Here is a 15396-nt window from a genome sequence, read left to right as displayed (position 1 = left end):
GAAGACTTCGTTACCACGACGACCATGACCAATCCGGGAGAGTAAGTATGTCCGCTGAACACGTTTTGACGATGCTGAACGAACACGAAGTGAAGTTTGTTGATTTACGCTTCACTGATACCAAAGGTAAAGAACAGCACGTCACTATTCCTGCTCATCAGGTAAATGCCGAATTCTTTGAAGAAGGCAAAATGTTTGACGGCTCCTCAATCGGTGGCTGGAAAGGCATTAACGAATCAGACATGGTTCTGATGCCAGATGCGTCGACTGCACTCATCGACCCGTTCTATGAAGAATCTACCCTGATCATCCGTTGCGATATCCTGGAACCCGGTACACTGCAGGGCTATGACCGCGACCCGCGCTCCATCGCAAAACGCGCTGAAGAGTATCTGCGTTCTACCGGCATCGCAGACACCGTTCTGTTCGGGCCAGAGCCAGAATTCTTCCTGTTTGACGACATCCGTTTCGGCGCGTCTATTTCCGGTTCCCACGTGGCAATCGATGACATCGAAGGCGCATGGAACTCCTCCACCAAATACGAAGGTGGTAACAAAGGTCACCGTCCTGGTGTGAAAGGCGGTTACTTCCCGGTTCCTCCGGTAGATTCTTCTCAGGACATCCGTTCTACCATGTGTCTGATCATGGAAGAGATGGGCCTGGTTGTTGAAGCGCATCACCACGAAGTGGCGACCGCTGGCCAGAACGAAATCGCGACCCGCTTTAACACCATGACCAAAAAAGCGGACGAAATTCAGATCTACAAATACGTCGTGCACAACGTTGCGCACCGTTTCGGTAAAACCGCGACCTTTATGCCAAAACCGATGTTCGGTGATAACGGTTCTGGTATGCACTGCCACATGTCCCTGTCCAAGAACGGCGTAAACCTGTTCTCTGGCGACAAATATGCGGGTCTGTCTGAGCAGGCGCTGTTCTACATCGGCGGCGTAATCAAACACGCTAAAGCGATCAACGCCCTGGCTAACCCGACCACTAACTCTTATAAGCGTCTGGTCCCAGGCTACGAAGCGCCGGTAATGCTGGCTTACTCTGCCCGTAACCGTTCTGCTTCTATCCGTATTCCGGTTGTTGCTTCTCCGAAAGCGCGTCGTATTGAAGTGCGTTTCCCGGACCCGGCTGCTAACCCATACCTGTGCTTCGCAGCACTGCTGATGGCCGGTCTTGACGGCATCAAGAACAAGATCCACCCGGGCGAAGCCATGGACAAAAACCTGTACGACCTGCCGCCAGAAGAAGCGAAAGAGATCCCACAGGTTGCTGGTTCTCTGGAAGAAGCACTGAAAGAACTGGATCTGGACCGTGAGTTCCTGACTGCAGGCGGCGTGTTCACCAATGAAGCGATCGATGCGTACATTACGCTGCGTCGCGAAGAAGATGACCGTGTGCGTATGACTCCGCACCCGGTAGAGTTTGAGCTGTACTACAGCGTTTAATCGTTTGAGTTGCCGTGGAACTTTTAGCCTGCTCAGGCAGGCTTGAGATCGATGGCGAATGATAGGACGCCTGATGGCGCAAGCTTATCAGGCCTACCGGTAACATCACCTTGTAGGCCGGATAAAGCAAAGCCGCCATCCGGCATCTGCGTTTGCCAGTCATCTGTAGCCCATCCCAGGATGGGCTTTTTTCTCCACTAACAACCTGCTTTCTCGCGCTTTTTTGATGTAAAAAGCTATAATGCACTAAATTGGTGCAACACTTTTCAGGAGACTGCTGAATGGCAACCGGCACGCTGCCCGATGCTGGGCAGATCCTCAATTCTTTAATCAACAGCATTTTGCTCGTCGACGATGAGCTGGCGGTACATTACGCCAATCCGGCGGCACAGCAGCTGCTCGCCCAAAGCTCCCGCAAACTGTTTGGTACACCGCTTCCCGATCTGTTGAGTTATTTCTCCTTAAACATCGGACTGATGCGAGAGAGCCTGGAAGCAGGCCAGGGCTTTACGGATAACGAAGTGACGCTGGTGATAGACAGCCACTCACATATCCTGTCAGTGACCGCTCAGAGGCTGCCTGATGGCCTTATCCTGCTGGAGATGGCGCCAATGGATAACCAGCGCCGTCTGAGTCAGGAGCAGCTCCAGCACGCCCAGCAGATTGCCGCCCGCGATCTGGTGCGCGGTCTGGCGCACGAAATCAAGAACCCTTTAGGTGGATTACGCGGCGCAGCGCAGCTACTCAGCAAAGCACTTCCGGACCCGGCGCTGACCGAATATACCAAAGTCATTATTGAGCAGGCCGACCGCCTGCGTAATCTGGTCGACCGTCTGCTGGGACCACAACAGCCTGGCATGCATGTCACGGAAAGTATTCACAAGGTGGCGGAGCGCGTGGTGGCGCTGGTCTCAATGGAGCTCCCGGAAAACGTCACGCTGATTCGTGATTACGACCCGAGTCTGCCCGAATTACTGCACGACCCGGACCAGATCGAGCAGGTTCTGTTAAACATCGTGCGCAACGCTTTGCAGGCGCTGGGAGCGGAAGGCGGTGAGATCATTCTGCGTACCCGCACCGCGTTTCAGCTCACGCTGCACGGCGTACGTTATCGCCTGGCGGCACGGATTGATGTTGAGGACAACGGTCCGGGTATTCCCTCGCATTTGCAGGACACGCTGTTCTACCCAATGGTCAGCGGTCGCGAAGGCGGTACCGGGCTTGGATTATCCATCGCCCGCAATTTAATTGATCAACATTCCGGCAAAATTGAATTTACCAGTTGGCCGGGTCATACCGAGTTCTCGGTTTACCTGCCTATCAGGAAATAAGGTGACGTTTATGCAACGAGGAATAGTCTGGGTCGTTGATGACGATAGTTCCATCCGTTGGGTGCTTGAACGTGCGCTCGCAGGGGCAGGGCTAAGCTGTACCACATTTGAAAGTGGTAAAGAGGTGCTGGACGCGCTGGCCAGCAAAACGCCTGACGTACTGTTGTCGGATATTCGCATGCCGGGCATGGACGGTCTAACGCTGTTAAAACAGATTAAACAGCGGCATCCGATGCTTCCGGTCATCATAATGACCGCGCACTCCGATCTGGATGCTGCCGTCAGCGCCTATCAGCAAGGGGCGTTTGATTATCTGCCCAAACCTTTTGATATTGATGAAGCCGTGGCGCTGGTCGAACGTGCCATCAGCCATTATCAGGAACAGCAGCAGCCGCGCAATGTTCAGATCAACGGCCCAACAACTGACATCATCGGCGAAGCGCCGGCAATGCAGGACGTCTTTCGCATTATTGGCCGCCTGTCCCGATCGTCAATCAGCGTATTGATTAACGGGGAGTCCGGGACCGGTAAAGAGCTGGTCGCCCATGCGCTGCACCGTCATAGCCCGCGCGTCAAAGCGCCGTTTATCGCCCTGAACATGGCGGCAATCCCAAAAGATTTGATCGAATCTGAGCTGTTTGGTCATGAGAAAGGCGCGTTTACCGGGGCGAATACCATTCGTCAGGGGCGCTTTGAACAGGCTGACGGCGGTACGCTGTTCCTCGATGAAATTGGCGATATGCCGCTGGACGTACAAACGCGTTTATTGCGCGTATTAGCCGATGGACAGTTTTACCGCGTTGGCGGCTATGCGCCCGTGAAGGTGGACGTACGTATTATCGCCGCCACGCACCAGAATCTGGAACTACGCGTACAGGAAGGCAAATTCCGCGAAGACTTATTCCATCGTCTAAACGTCATCCGCGTGCATTTGCCGCCGCTGCGTGAACGTCGGGAAGATATCCCACGTCTGGCGCGCCATTTCCTGCAGGAGGCCGCGCACGAACTGGGGGTTGAAGCCAAACAATTACACCCGGAGACCGAGGCAGCGCTGACCCGTCTGGCCTGGCCGGGTAACGTGCGTCAGCTTGAGAACACCTGCCGCTGGTTAACCGTCATGGCCGCCGGCCAGGAAGTACTGATTCAGGACTTACCAGCCGAGCTGTTTGAAACCACCGTGCCTGACGCACCGTCCCATATGCAGCCAGACAGCTGGGCAACCCTGTTGGCACAGTGGGCAGACCGGGCCTTGCGTTCCGGTCATCAAAACCTGCTTTCTGAGGCTCAACCTGAAATGGAGCGCACGCTGTTGACCACCGCGCTACGTCATACCCAGGGGCACAAACAGGAAGCCGCACGCCTGCTTGGCTGGGGCCGTAATACCTTGACGCGTAAGTTAAAAGAACTCGGAATGGAGTGACGATTCGTCACTGTGTAAAGATTGATAATTGAGCGCAAATTGCTGCTATTTTGCGCTTTACTGTTCCGATGAGTTAAGTATGATCGTGCCCGGCAAACGGGGGAAGTCATCATGCTGGAATCAATGATTAATCTGCTGTCGAGCGGTGCGGTCGAAAGCCATACGCCACAAACTGCGGTTGCCGCAGTGCTGTGTGCAGCGCTGGTTGGGCTGTTCAGCTAAGCAGTTTGCCCGGTGGCGCTGACGCTACCGGGCAAAACGTTAAATCACCCGTGAGAACTGCTGCATGCGTGCTTTCTGCCGCAGATAGGCATCAAAGCACATACAAATATTACGGATCAGCAGGCGTCCCTTCGGCGTAACCTGAATCCCCTTCTCATCCACATCCACCAGCCCATCTTTCGCCAGTGGTGCCAGCAGTTTCAGGTCTTCGGCAAAATAGTCAGCGAAGTTCAGATCCCATTGCTGTTCCACGGCGGCATAGTCGAGGCGGAAGTTACAGATCAGGAGCTTAATAACATCACGACGAATGCAGTCATCGCGGGTCAGGGCAATTCCGCGCCACAGTGCATTCCCCTGCTCGTCTACCTGCTGATAATAGCGTTTCAGTTCTTTCTGGTTCTGCGCGTAGTTGTCACCAATCATACTAATGGCTGACACGCCCATTCCCAGCAGATCGGTATCACCCTGGGTGGTATAACCCTGGAAATTACGATGCAGCACACCCTTGCGTTGAGCAATCGCCAGCTCATCATCCGGCCGAGCAAAGTGATCCATACCAATGAACTGATAACCGGTTTCGGTCAGTGAAGAAATGGTTTCCTGCAGGATATCCAGCTTCTGCTGCGCGCTGGGCAGGTCGGCGTCTTTAATCTTGCGCTGAGCGGCAAATAGCGTCGGCAGGTGCGCGTAGTTGAAGACGCTCAGTCGGTCTGGATTCAGCTCAGCAACGCGTTTCAGGGTAAAGGCGAAACTTTCCGGCGTCTGTTTTGGCAAACCATAAATCAGATCGATATTCGTTGAGGTAAAGCCAATCTCACGCGCATGATTCAGCAGCGCAAAGATAAACTCCTCATCCTGCTCACGGTTCACCAGGCGCTGAACTTCTTTATTGAAGTCCTGCACCCCCATGCTCAGGCGGTTAAAACCTTCAGCGCGTAAATGATCGAGCACATCCAGCTCAATTTCACGCGGATCCACTTCGATCGAGATTTCGGCGTCGTCGTTAAAGTTAAAGTTGCCACGCAGCAGCGACATCAAACGGCTGATTTGCGCTTTATTCAGATACGTTGGCGTGCCGCCGCCCCAGTGCAGTTGACTGACATGACGTCCGGCAAACAGCGGTGCGCGATGAATAATTTCTTGTTCTAAGACATCGAGGTATTGATCGGCTTTATGCTGCTGGCGAGTCACGACCTTGTTACAGCCGCAGAAATAACACAGCTTGTGGCAGAACGGGATGTGAACGTACAGCGAGAGAGGACGCTCAGGATAACGCGCCACGGCCTTTAGAAATGCTTCAGTGCCGTAGTCTTCAGAAAACTCCAGCGCGGTCGGGTACGAGGTATATCGTGGCCCGGAATAGTTATATTTCTGGATCAGGGCCAGGTCCCAGTCTATTAACTGCTCTGACATGCTCACTCCTTCCGATGGCGTCTCTGGCGGGTACGGCGTACCGACTTAGCCCCAGTACGGGTGATAAGTCGGTTGCGCAGCCACTTCTGTCGCCGCGACAACCGCTGTAGTTTAACGAATAACCACACCAGATAACATATAACCGGAAGGGTTATAAGCAGGACGGGAAGACCCACGGTGTAAAACCGTTAGTTGCCGCCTTTCAGCAGGCGCATCATGTCTTCCTGCTTTTCTTCTTCTTCCTCTTCTTCCTCGTCATCGTAAGAAAGACCCAGCTTTTGCATCAGCTCATCAATGCGGTCCAGCTTGGCATCAACCCAGGACTGATCTTCCGCGCTCAGGATCTCTCCTGCTTCAAGACGCTCCAGCAGCGCATCCAGGCGCTCATCCGTTTCCAGTAAATCCAACTCAGCCTGTGGTGAAAGCATAGGTTTCTCACTCTTCGGTTTGTGCTGTTTGGTGACTTTTTCGGTCACGCCCAATGGAATGGGGGTTTTGCTGCCAATACGAGGATCTTTTTGCTTATTTTGGTTTCCGCCACCAGATGCGCCTTCGCTACCGGACGCACGGCTACCTGCTGCATGACCACGGTGTTTTTTCTGGCGCTTACGGTCGCGAGCTTCCTGGTTAATTTCTTCGCGTGTTTTACGACGCGCTTTTGCAGGACCTTTACCGCGTGGTGTAGAAGTTGGTTTCATCATGATTCGTCTTTGGCTGTTTTATTCAGTATATAATTGCGCCGGAATCTAGCAGAAATAAAGAAAAAAGGCGACAGAGTAATCTGTCGCCTTTTTTCCTGACTCTCAACCCTTACGGGCTTTACAATCCCTGTTGGCTATCAACACACCCTGTTTTTCCCTTAGCCTCTAACATTCCGTGTTGTTTCCATTTCCTTTTACTAACGTCTCCGGACGTTTGTCTTCCTGACAATCCTGTGTCTTCGCCTCCTGGCGCTCCTGACCCTCATCCTGAGTTGTCTATCCTGTCAGCTTCCTCGCTATGGACGCTACTTTACCGTTTTGGTTTAAACGTACAAGTAACCTGGGTAACAATTTCTGATTTTAAGAATAGCGCCCAAATGTAACTCTATGATTTATTTTAGTTCTGTCATTTTTTACTCTGTCATCTCGTATAGAAACTGTCGGCAATGTCTCACAAAGCGCGTGGTTTTTACTCACACAGCCCACTCGTCGAAAAACCAGCCTTTTGCTGGGGTTCAGGTATAATCGCTGCAAAGCCCTGATTGATGGAGAGGACTGCTTTGACTAACTTGAATTATCAACAGACGCACTTTGTGATGAGTGCGCCTGATATTCGCCACTTACCTTCCGACACCGGTATAGAAGTGGCTTTTGCTGGCCGTTCCAACGCAGGCAAATCCAGTGCGCTAAATACCCTGACGAATCAAAAGGGTCTGGCACGTACATCTAAAACGCCAGGTCGTACTCAGCTCATCAACCTGTTTGAAGTCGTTGACGGCAAACGCCTGGTCGATTTGCCTGGATACGGTTATGCCGAAGTTCCAGAAGAGATGAAGCGTAAATGGCAGCGCGCGCTGGCTGAATATCTGGAAAAACGTCAGAGCCTGCAAGGTCTGGTGGTACTGATGGATATTCGTCACCCGTTAAAAGATCTCGATCAACAGATGATCCTGTGGGCGGTTGAGAGCAACGTTCAGGTTCTGGTACTGCTGACTAAAGCAGATAAGCTGGCCAGCGGTGCACGCAAAGCGCAACTGAATATGGTACGCGAAGCCGTACTGGCATTTAACGGTGATGTGCAGGTAGAAGCATTTTCATCGCTGAAAAAGCTGGGTGTGGACAAACTGCGGCAAAAACTGGATAGCTGGTTTAGTGAACTGGCACCGGTTGAAGAGATGCAGGACGGGGAATAACCCACCGTATTGCCGGATGGCGCCGCTGCGCGTCTTATCCGGCCTACAGCATGTACAAAACTTTTCTTTCGCACAATAAAAAACGCCCCAGTCATTACTGACTGGGGCGGCTAAAATATTCAGCCAAATCCGATTACGTGAAGTAAAAGGTCTGAAAGATAGAACATCTTACCTCTGTACCCTACGAGAATAACTTTACTCTTTTTTGAGCAGCTCAGAAAGCACTTTTTGTAATTTTTTTTCATTCCTTACATAGGGAATTCTAATGGACATCACAAAAAGCTCTCTCTTATGTTGCTTAGTTACGAAAAATAGCCGTTATTCAGTAAACCCTTAGTGCGCCTGATCCCAGTTTTCGCCACTACCGACTTCCACCAGCAACGGCACGTCAATCTGGGTCTCGTTTTCCATCAGTTGGTGGATCTTTTTAGAGACGCTTTCGAGGTCATCTTTATGCACTTCAAACACCAGTTCATCGTGTACCTGCATGATCATACGCACACGCGGTTGCTCGGTTTGCAGCCATCTGTCCACCGCAATCATCGCTCGTTTGATAATGTCTGCGGCAGTACCCTGCATCGGGGCGTTAATTGCCGCGCGTTCTGCACCTGCACGACGAGCACCATTACTGGATTTAATATCCGGTAAATAGAGACGGCGACCTTCCAGCGTTTCTACATAACCCTGCTCTTTCGCCTGCGCGCGGGTTCGTTCCATATATTCCAACACGCCTGGGTAGCGTTCGAAGTAGAGATCCATGTACTTCTGCGCTTCTTTACGCGGAATATTCAACTGGCGCGCCAGACCAAAGGCGCTCATCCCGTAGATCAAACCGAAGTTAATGGCTTTCGCGCTGCGGCGTTGCTCGCTGGTCACAGAATCAAGCGGTAAACCAAAGACTTCTGCCGCCGTTGCGCGGTGAATATCTTTCCCTTCGGCAAACGCGGTAAGCAGACCTTTATCACGTGAAAGGTGCGCCATGATACGCAGTTCAATCTGTGAGTAGTCCGCAGAGACAATCACGTAGTCTTCTGGCGCAATGAACGCCTGACGAATACGACGACCTTCGTCATTACGTACCGGGATGTTTTGCAGGTTCGGATCCGTTGAAGACAAGCGACCCGTTGCGGTAACTGCCTGATGATAGGAAGTGTGCACGCGCCCGGTCTTCTTGTTAATCATCAACGGAAGCTTATCCGTATAGGTCGACTTCAGTTTTGCTAAACCACGATATTCCAGGATAACTTTCGGCAACGGATAATCCAGCGCTAACTCTTCCAGCACCTCTTCCGACGTTGATGGTGCGCCGCCCGGCGTTTTCTTCAGCGGCTTAATACCCTGCTTTTCAAACAGGATGGTTTGCAGTTGCTTGGTGGAAGACAGGTTAAACGCTTCTCCGGCGATCTCGTGCGCTTTTTGCTCCAGCTCGTTCAAACGCAGCGTCAGTTCTTCTGAATGCTTGTGCAGAACAGCCGGATCGATTTTCACACCGTTGCGCTCAACACGAGACAAAACTGGCACCAGCGGCATATCGATATTTTCAAAGACGTTCAGTGGCCCTTTATGCTGCTGTAATTCTGGCCACATTTTCAGATGCAGCTGTAGCGTAACGTCGGCGTCTTCCGCAGCGTAACGCCCGGCTTCTTCCAATGCTATCTGGTTAAAGGTCAGCTGGTTTTTGCCTTTTCCAGCGATCTCTTCAAAGGTGATGGTTTTATGTTTAAGCCAGCGGTCCGACAGGCTGTCCATATCGTGTCGGCCAGCGACACTGTTAAGAATGTAGGATTCAAGCATGGTGTCAAAGGTGATGCCGCGCAGCTCGATGCCATAGTTCGCCAGGATACCGCGATCGTACTTCAGGTTCTGCCCGACTTTATGCGCATTCTCATCTTCAAGCAGCGGCTTCAGCAGCTCCAGCGCGCGATCGCGAGCTATTTGATCGGGGGCATCCAGGTAATCGTGGGCAACAGGAACATATGCCGCCACACCCGGTTCAATGGCAAAAGACAGGCCAACCAGATTCGCGGAAATATTGTCCAGGCTGTCAGTTTCCGTATCGAAGGCAAAGACAGGTGCTTTTTTCAGCTTCGCGATCCACTCTTCCAGCGTCGCTTCGTCCAGAATCGTCACATAGTTATCATACGAAAGAACCGTAGCCGGCTCCTCAGGCGTTTCATCGACGACAATAGTTTCTTGCGGTTTTGCCGCCGGCTTCGTCCCTTTCGCCTGTAGCCATTTACCCGCTTCAACGTCAGTAACCCAACGTTTGAATTCATACTGTTTAAACAGGCCAAGCAGTTCTTCTGCTGCCGGTTGACGGACTTCCAGCTGCTCGCAGGTCAACTCCAGCTCAACATCCGTTTTGATAGTAGCCAATTGATAAGAGAGGTACGCCACCTCTTTATTCTGCTCAAGTTTGCCCGCCATGGTTTTCGCACCACGGAATGTCAGCCCTGCAATTTTGTCTGATTCAGCATAGAGAGTATCCAGCCCACCCAGCCCCTGCAGCAGAGCCTGCGCAGTTTTTTCACCTACGCCTGGAACGCCAGGAATGTTATCTGAGGAATCCCCCATCAGCGCCAGGAAATCGATGATCAGTTCCGGCGGGACACCGTATTTATTCACCACTTCATCCGGGCCGAGGATCGTATTGGTCATGGTGTTGATAAGAGTGATATTCGGCGTCACCAACTGAGCCATATCTTTATCACCAGTGCTAATCAGCACCGGACGACCCACCTTCTCCGCTTCCCGCGCCAGCGTACCGATGACATCATCCGCCTCCACGCCAGAAACCGCCAGCAATGGCAGCCCCATCGCTTTTACCATCGCATGCAGAGGTTCAATCTGCGCACGCAGATCGTCCGGCATGGGTGGGCGGTGCGACTTATAGTGTTCGAATAACTCATCACGGAAGGTTTTACCCTTGGCGTCGAATACCACCGCCGCGTGGGTCGGCTGATATTGCAAAATCAAGCTACGCAGCATGTTGAGGACACCGTACATCGCGCCCGTAGGTTCTCCTGCGCTGTTAGTCAGCGGTGGGAACGCGTGGTATGCGCGATACAGGTAAGATGAGCCATCTACAAGGATAAGTGGGTTTTCTGGGATCTGAACCATAATGTCCGTGCCTGTTTATCAGATTATGGGTAAAGGATGCCACAGACAGGATGAAAACATGAGTTTTTCGCCGCATTTGTCGAAAAACTTTTGTAGATCTTCTGCTTTGCTCGCAAAGACAGCTGTGGATAACTTTGTGAATAAATAATTTACAGCTCTTTAAATATAACAAGGCAATTACTGCCTCATAATATTTTTATATGTATTTCAATAAATTAAATAAATACACAGCATTTTATTCCATTTTTACAGCTTATATCCTGATGTGGATAGATATTCCTCTTTTTTCTATTGAGGGAAGATCCATCATTTGGTTCGTTTTCTGATAAAATCAGCCCCTTGCGCCTCTTTCGCGCACTGTCTATGGCTAACCTTTTGAATAATTTAATTATGACGAGAATACTCGCTGCGATAACGCTGTTGCTGAGTATCGTATTGACCATATTGGTCACGATTTTTTGTTCTGTGCCGATCATCCTTGCCGGGGTTGTGAAACTCCTTTTGCCTATTCCTGTCGTCTGGCGCAAGGTTTCTGTCTTCTGTAATTTCATGATGTACTGCTGGTGTGAAGGTCTGGCGCTACTGCTGCACCTTAATCCACGGCTAAAGTGGGATGTTGAAGGACTGGAAGGTCTTAGCAAGAAAAACTGGTATCTGCTCATTTGTAATCATTACAGCTGGGCCGATATCGTTGTGCTTTGCGTTCTGTTCCGTAAGCACATCCCGATGAATAAATATTTTCTCAAGCAGCAGTTGGCCTGGGTACCCTTTATTGGCCTGGCCTGCTGGGCGCTGGATATGCCGTTTATGAAACGCTATTCACGTGGCTATCTGCTTCGCCATCCGGAACGCCGTGGTAAAGATGTCGAAACAACGCGTCGTTCCTGCGAGAAATTTCGCGTACACCCGACAACCATTGTGAATTTTGTCGAAGGTTCGCGCTTTACCAAAGATAAACGTGAGCAAACCCGCTCGCCCTATCAAAACCTGCTCCCTCCTAAGGCGGCCGGTATTGCAATGGCATTGAATGTACTGGGTTCACAGTTCGATAAAATGTTGAACGTCACGTTGTGCTATCCGGAAAACAGCAGTCGACCGTTCTACGACATGCTGAGCGGTAAGTTAACGCGGATTGTCGTGCGGGTGAATCTGGAGCCAATTCATGAAGAGTTGCACGGTGATTACGTGAACGATAAGGGATTCAAGCGTCGGTTTCAGCTCTGGCTAAATACGCTATGGAGTGAGAAAGACGCGCAGCTCGACGCGATTAAAGCCTCAAATAAAAAAGCCGGTCAGTGACCGGCTTTTGCTTTTATTTCTGACCAACCAGGTACTTCACGGTATCCGCATACTGTTGTACGAAAATATCCATGCTGCTGGTATCCATGCCCTGCGGGTTGACCTGATATTTGCCATTCACGAACATCGCCGGAACGCCCTGCAGCTGTAAATCAGCCGCCGCTTTTTCCTGCTGTGCCACGAGTGATTTCACCACGAAGCTGTTCCATGCCGCATCATAGTCTTCACCTTTAATACCTGCGTCGACAAACACTTTACGGATATCAGCAACAGACTGAACGGTCTGGGTTTTCTGAACGCCTTCAAACAGCGGAACGGTGACCTGATCTTCAACGCCCAGCGCCATTGCAACCGCCCATGCCTGCGTCAGATCTTTACCCAAAGGCCCGAGAAACTCGACGTGGTATTTGGTCATCTTGGTGCCTTCCGGCAGCTTTTTCTTCACATTATCAGATACGTGAAGCACTTCTTCAAACTGGTAGCAGTGCGGGCAGTAGAAGGAGAAGAACTCCAACACTTGCGGTTCACCCGCAACTGGCTTTTCCAGAGTGATGTATTGTTTGCCATCCTGGAACTGCGCTGCAGATGCGCTAAAAGCTAAGACCATACCAGCCAGCGCCAGCCATATTTTTTTCATGTTCAAGTTTCTCCGGTTAATACATTGGCGTTAATTGTAAGGGGGGCTCTTGCAGAATTTTTGCCTGCTCAATAAAGGTCGCGGTCTGACGATGCCAGTAATCTTCCCCGGTTAACCACGGGAAGTTTTTTGGAAATGCAGGGTCAGCCCAACGTCGAATTAGCCAGGCAAGATAATAAACTAAACGCATAGCGCGTAAAGGTTCTATCAGTCCGATTTCAGAGATGTCGAACTCACTAAACTCTTCATAAGCCTCGATAATGGTTTCAAGCTGCATACGTTGTTCAGCTTTATCGCCATTGAGGAGCATCCATAAATCCTGAATAGCCGGACCGTTGCGGGCATCATCTAAATCGACAAACATCGGGCCATCGCGCCACAGAATATTACCGGCATGACAATCACCGTGCAGGCGTAACGTGGTAAAACGCGTATGCCAGCGTTCGGTAACGATCGCGATAAGCGCATCCGTTGCTTTCAGGAAGGCCGCTTTTTGCCCTGATGGGATTAGCTGTGCGTGTTCAAAAACTTTACGTGGCTCAGTCAGGTATTCTTCAAGGCCGATCGTTGGGCGGAAGGCAAAAGTACGCTTGCATCCGGTCTGGTGCATACGCCCGAGATAGCGCCCCACCGCCTCCATCTGATCGATGTTGTCGGCTTCAAACTGGCGTCCACCGACGCTGGGGAAGATCGCATAATGGAAACCCTGATGGCTTAATAGCGTTTGGCCGCTGAATACCAGCGGAGCAGCTACCGGGACTTCATCGCTTACCAGTTCCAGAGCAAACTGGTGCTCTTCCTGGATCTGATCGACAGACCAACGTTCAGGGCGATAAAACTTAACGACAAAGCGTCGACGGTCTTCGTCCTGAAATTGATAGACACGGTTTTCATAGCTGTTAAGCGGGGTAAGCCCGGAGTCCACCCGGATCCCCTGCTCAAACAGTGCATCCATGATGGTATCCGGGTGTAGCGTCTGGAAATTAAAAGCGTTGTCGTTCATCCCATCATCCGGAAAATACTACGAATGATTCAGGATATCATTTCGCAGCGCTTTCGGTGGCGGCGATTACAAGCTTTTACTCTTTAATTACGCCACGTGCGCGGAGTAGTGCAGTTTTAAAATCTTCTTCATAATCTTTCTGAATACCTGGAATGACCGCATCTTTCGCCGAGTCACGCATTTTCAGGTGATAGATCAGAATGTCATCAGTTAAATCCGCCAATTCGCCGTCAAAACCTGACTCTTGCGCCAGTTTCTGTAAAAATTGCATCAGGTTAAGATCGGGTTCCTTCTGCCAGGCAGGCTGGAGGAGTTCAATAACTTCATTCAGACGTTTACATTTCATGGTTGTGCTCCTTAGGCTCAATACAGATACGTTAGCAGGGTCAATCCCACATTAAAAGAGGCGATATCAGTGATTCTGGATAGTGCAATAACAGGGGTTGTGCTGGCTGGCGGTAAGGCCAGACGGATGGGCGGAACCGATAAAGGTCTGCTTGAGCTGGGCGGTAAACCTCTTTGGCGACATGTGGCCGACATTCTCGCTTTGCAGGTCGAAACCGTGGTGGTTAATGCCAATCGCCATAGGGATATATACCAGCAAAGCGGCCTGAAAGTTATTCCCGATTCATTGGCCGATTTCCCTGGCCCACTGGCCGGGATGCTATCGGTATTCCTGCAGCAAACGGGAGAATGGTTTTTGTTCTGCCCGTGCGATATGCCCTATATTCCTCACGATCTGGTCGCTCGTTTAAAAGAGCAGCGCAAAGCAGCACCGGTTGTCTGGGTGCATGATGGCGAAAGAGATCACCCAACCATTGCGCTGATGCACCGCTCTATGCAGCCTTTACTGCAGGATTATCTTCAGTCCGGTGAACGACGCGTTATGGTCTTTATGCGTTTGGCAGGCGGTCATGCTGTCGATTTCAGCGATCATAAAGATGCGTTCGTAAACGTGAACACCCCCGAAGAGCTCGCAAAATGGCAGGAAAAATCATGATCCCATTACTCGCCATTGCGGCATGGAGCGGCACGGGAAAAACCACGCTGCTCAAAAAGTTGATCCCGGAACTACGTGCCAGAGGTATACGTCCCGGATTGATTAAGCATACTCATCACAAGATGGATGTCGACAAGCCCGGTAAAGATAGCTATGAGTTACGCAAAGCTGGTGCAGCACAAACTCTGGTCGCCAGCCAGCAACGTTGGGCATTAATGGTAGAAACACCGGAAGAGCCCGAACTGGATTTAGCGTATCTGGTAAGCCGGATGGACGCTTCAACGTTGGATATGGTGTTGGTTGAGGGATTTAAGCATGAACCTGTCGCTAAGATCCTACTTTTCCGCGAAGGCTGCGGGCATAGTCCTGAGGAATTGGTGATGGATGACTATGTTATAGCGGTTGCCAGTGACGTTCCGCTGGCGGCGGATGTTCCATTGTTAGATATCAACAACATACAGCAAGTAGCTGATTTTGTTACGCAATGGGCCAGAAGATAACTGCGGTGTCGTGATGTGCCTGATGCGCTGCGCTTATCAGGCCTGCACAATACGTTCAGCCCGGCGGTTTTACCCCGCACACACGCAAAAAAGCCCATCC

15 protein-coding genes and 1 pseudogene are annotated in these 15396 nt (G+C 51.1%); 8 read left to right on the top strand and 8 right to left on the bottom strand.

The window, feature by feature from the left end; genetic code table 11:
- The first annotated feature begins 47 nt into the window (after nt 1-47).
- The 4 genes from glnA (at nt 48) to OGV71_RS09260 (ending at nt 4430) form a co-directional block, all read left to right on the top strand.
- The gene (gene glnA / locus OGV71_RS09275) at nt 48-1457 is read left to right on the top strand and encodes a glutamate--ammonia ligase (RefSeq protein ID WP_003028638.1); all 1410 of its coding nucleotides are present in this window, start codon (nt 48-50) and stop codon (nt 1455-1457) included.
- Between the two features lie 281 nt (nt 1458-1738).
- Nucleotides 1739-2788 carry a nitrogen regulation protein NR(II) gene (gene glnL / locus OGV71_RS09270; RefSeq protein WP_003028636.1) on the top strand — a complete coding sequence of 350 codons (1050 nt, stop codon included), beginning with the start codon at nt 1739-1741 and terminating at the stop codon, nt 2786-2788.
- Between the two features lie 10 nt (nt 2789-2798).
- A complete protein-coding gene (glnG, locus tag OGV71_RS09265; protein ID WP_003028633.1) occupies nt 2799-4208 on the top strand; it encodes a nitrogen regulation protein NR(I) in 1410 nt (469 codons plus the stop codon).
- A gap of 111 nt (nt 4209-4319) precedes the next feature.
- Nucleotides 4320-4430, top strand: a complete 111-nt coding sequence (locus OGV71_RS09260) for a YshB family small membrane protein (RefSeq protein WP_003028631.1) — start codon at nt 4320-4322, stop codon at nt 4428-4430.
- Between the two features lie 39 nt (nt 4431-4469).
- On the opposite strand, the gene hemN is transcribed toward OGV71_RS09260, so the two are convergent.
- The 3 genes and pseudogenes from hemN to OGV71_RS09245 all read right to left on the bottom strand — a co-directional run bounded on the left by hemN (nt 4470) and on the right by OGV71_RS09245 (nt 6895).
- Nucleotides 4470-5843, bottom strand: a complete 1374-nt coding sequence (gene hemN, locus OGV71_RS09255) for an oxygen-independent coproporphyrinogen III oxidase (protein ID WP_071667077.1) — start codon at nt 5841-5843, stop codon at nt 4470-4472.
- Nucleotides 5844-6031: 188 nt separating this feature from the next.
- The gene (gene yihI, locus OGV71_RS09250) at nt 6032-6541 is read right to left on the bottom strand and encodes a Der GTPase-activating protein YihI (protein WP_241007174.1); all 510 of its coding nucleotides are present in this window, start codon (nt 6539-6541) and stop codon (nt 6032-6034) included.
- A gap of 168 nt (nt 6542-6709) precedes the next feature.
- Nucleotides 6710-6895: pseudogene (locus tag OGV71_RS09245) on the bottom strand (hypothetical protein).
- A gap of 209 nt (nt 6896-7104) precedes the next feature.
- Between OGV71_RS09245 and yihA the strand changes: the two are divergent.
- Nucleotides 7105-7737, top strand: a complete 633-nt coding sequence (gene yihA, locus OGV71_RS09240; RefSeq protein WP_003847926.1) for a ribosome biogenesis GTP-binding protein YihA/YsxC — start codon at nt 7105-7107, stop codon at nt 7735-7737.
- Nucleotides 7738-7856: 119 nt separating this feature from the next.
- On the opposite strand, the gene spfP is transcribed toward yihA, so the two are convergent.
- Entirely contained in the window at nt 7857-7904 is a 48-nt protein-coding gene (spfP, locus tag OGV71_RS25560) for a small protein SpfP (protein WP_071892919.1), read from the bottom strand.
- A gap of 166 nt (nt 7905-8070) precedes the next feature.
- Nucleotides 8071-10857 carry a DNA polymerase I gene (gene polA / locus OGV71_RS09235; protein ID WP_003028623.1) on the bottom strand — a complete coding sequence of 929 codons (2787 nt, stop codon included), beginning with the start codon at nt 10855-10857 and terminating at the stop codon, nt 8071-8073.
- 363 nt (nt 10858-11220) lie between these two features.
- Here polA and yihG point away from each other — a divergent pair, with 363 nt between their 5' ends.
- The gene (gene yihG / locus OGV71_RS09230) at nt 11221-12156 is read left to right on the top strand and encodes a 1-acylglycerol-3-phosphate O-acyltransferase, YihG family (RefSeq protein WP_003028622.1); all 936 of its coding nucleotides are present in this window, start codon (nt 11221-11223) and stop codon (nt 12154-12156) included.
- A 13-nt stretch (nt 12157-12169) separates the two neighbouring features.
- On the opposite strand, the gene dsbA is transcribed toward yihG, so the two are convergent.
- From dsbA to OGV71_RS09215, 3 genes are all read right to left on the bottom strand, one after another.
- On the bottom strand, nt 12170-12793 hold the full coding sequence (gene dsbA, locus OGV71_RS09225) for a thiol:disulfide interchange protein DsbA (protein ID WP_003028621.1): 624 nt from the start codon (nt 12791-12793) through the stop codon (nt 12170-12172).
- Nucleotides 12794-12809: 16 nt separating this feature from the next.
- On the bottom strand, nt 12810-13796 hold the full coding sequence (locus OGV71_RS09220) for a serine/threonine protein kinase (protein ID WP_003028618.1): 987 nt from the start codon (nt 13794-13796) through the stop codon (nt 12810-12812).
- Between the two features lie 76 nt (nt 13797-13872).
- Nucleotides 13873-14142 carry a YihD family protein gene (locus OGV71_RS09215; RefSeq protein ID WP_003028616.1) on the bottom strand — a complete coding sequence of 90 codons (270 nt, stop codon included), beginning with the start codon at nt 14140-14142 and terminating at the stop codon, nt 13873-13875.
- 69 nt (nt 14143-14211) lie between these two features.
- On the opposite strand from OGV71_RS09215, the gene mobA reads away from it, so the two are divergent.
- Both mobA and mobB read left to right on the top strand, forming a co-directional pair.
- Nucleotides 14212-14796 carry a molybdenum cofactor guanylyltransferase MobA gene (gene mobA / locus OGV71_RS09210; RefSeq protein ID WP_048234242.1) on the top strand — a complete coding sequence of 195 codons (585 nt, stop codon included), beginning with the start codon at nt 14212-14214 and terminating at the stop codon, nt 14794-14796.
- Nucleotides 14793-15296, top strand: coding sequence for a molybdopterin-guanine dinucleotide biosynthesis protein MobB (mobB, locus tag OGV71_RS09205; RefSeq protein ID WP_049003372.1), 504 nt, complete (start codon nt 14793-14795; stop codon nt 15294-15296). Before mobA ends, mobB begins: the two co-directional genes overlap by 4 nt.
- Nucleotides 15297-15396: the final 100 nt, after the last annotated feature.

The organism is Citrobacter sp. Cf088 (genome assembly GCF_030334295.1).
Taxonomy (GTDB): domain Bacteria; phylum Pseudomonadota; class Gammaproteobacteria; order Enterobacterales; family Enterobacteriaceae; genus Citrobacter; species Citrobacter freundii.
Note: the sequence above shows the minus strand (reverse complement) of the source record. Positions and strands in the feature narration are given on the sequence as shown.

Bases quoted from the DNA above. Each gene is read 5' to 3' on its own strand.
- yihI (WP_241007174.1), bottom strand. From the start codon at position 6,541: ATGAAACCAACTTCTACACCACGCGGTAAAGGTCCTGCAAAAGCGCGT.
- OGV71_RS09220 (WP_003028618.1), bottom strand. From the start codon at position 13,796: ATGAACGACAACGCTTTTAATTTCCAGACGCTACACCCGGATACCATC.
- glnA (WP_003028638.1), top strand. From the start codon at position 48: ATGTCCGCTGAACACGTTTTGACGATGCTGAACGAACACGAAGTGAAG.
- hemN (WP_071667077.1), bottom strand. From the start codon at position 5,843: ATGTCAGAGCAGTTAATAGACTGGGACCTGGCCCTGATCCAGAAATAT.
- glnG (WP_003028633.1), top strand. From the start codon at position 2,799: ATGCAACGAGGAATAGTCTGGGTCGTTGATGACGATAGTTCCATCCGT.
- dsbA (WP_003028621.1), bottom strand. From the start codon at position 12,793: ATGAAAAAAATATGGCTGGCGCTGGCTGGTATGGTCTTAGCTTTTAGC.
- glnL (WP_003028636.1), top strand. From the start codon at position 1,739: ATGGCAACCGGCACGCTGCCCGATGCTGGGCAGATCCTCAATTCTTTA.
- polA (WP_003028623.1), bottom strand. From the start codon at position 10,857: ATGGTTCAGATCCCAGAAAACCCACTTATCCTTGTAGATGGCTCATCT.
- mobB (WP_049003372.1), top strand. From the start codon at position 14,793: ATGATCCCATTACTCGCCATTGCGGCATGGAGCGGCACGGGAAAAACC.
- yihG (WP_003028622.1), top strand. From the start codon at position 11,221: ATGGCTAACCTTTTGAATAATTTAATTATGACGAGAATACTCGCTGCG.
- OGV71_RS09215 (WP_003028616.1), bottom strand. From the start codon at position 14,142: ATGAAATGTAAACGTCTGAATGAAGTTATTGAACTCCTCCAGCCTGCC.
- OGV71_RS09260 (WP_003028631.1), top strand. From the start codon at position 4,320: ATGCTGGAATCAATGATTAATCTGCTGTCGAGCGGTGCGGTCGAAAGC.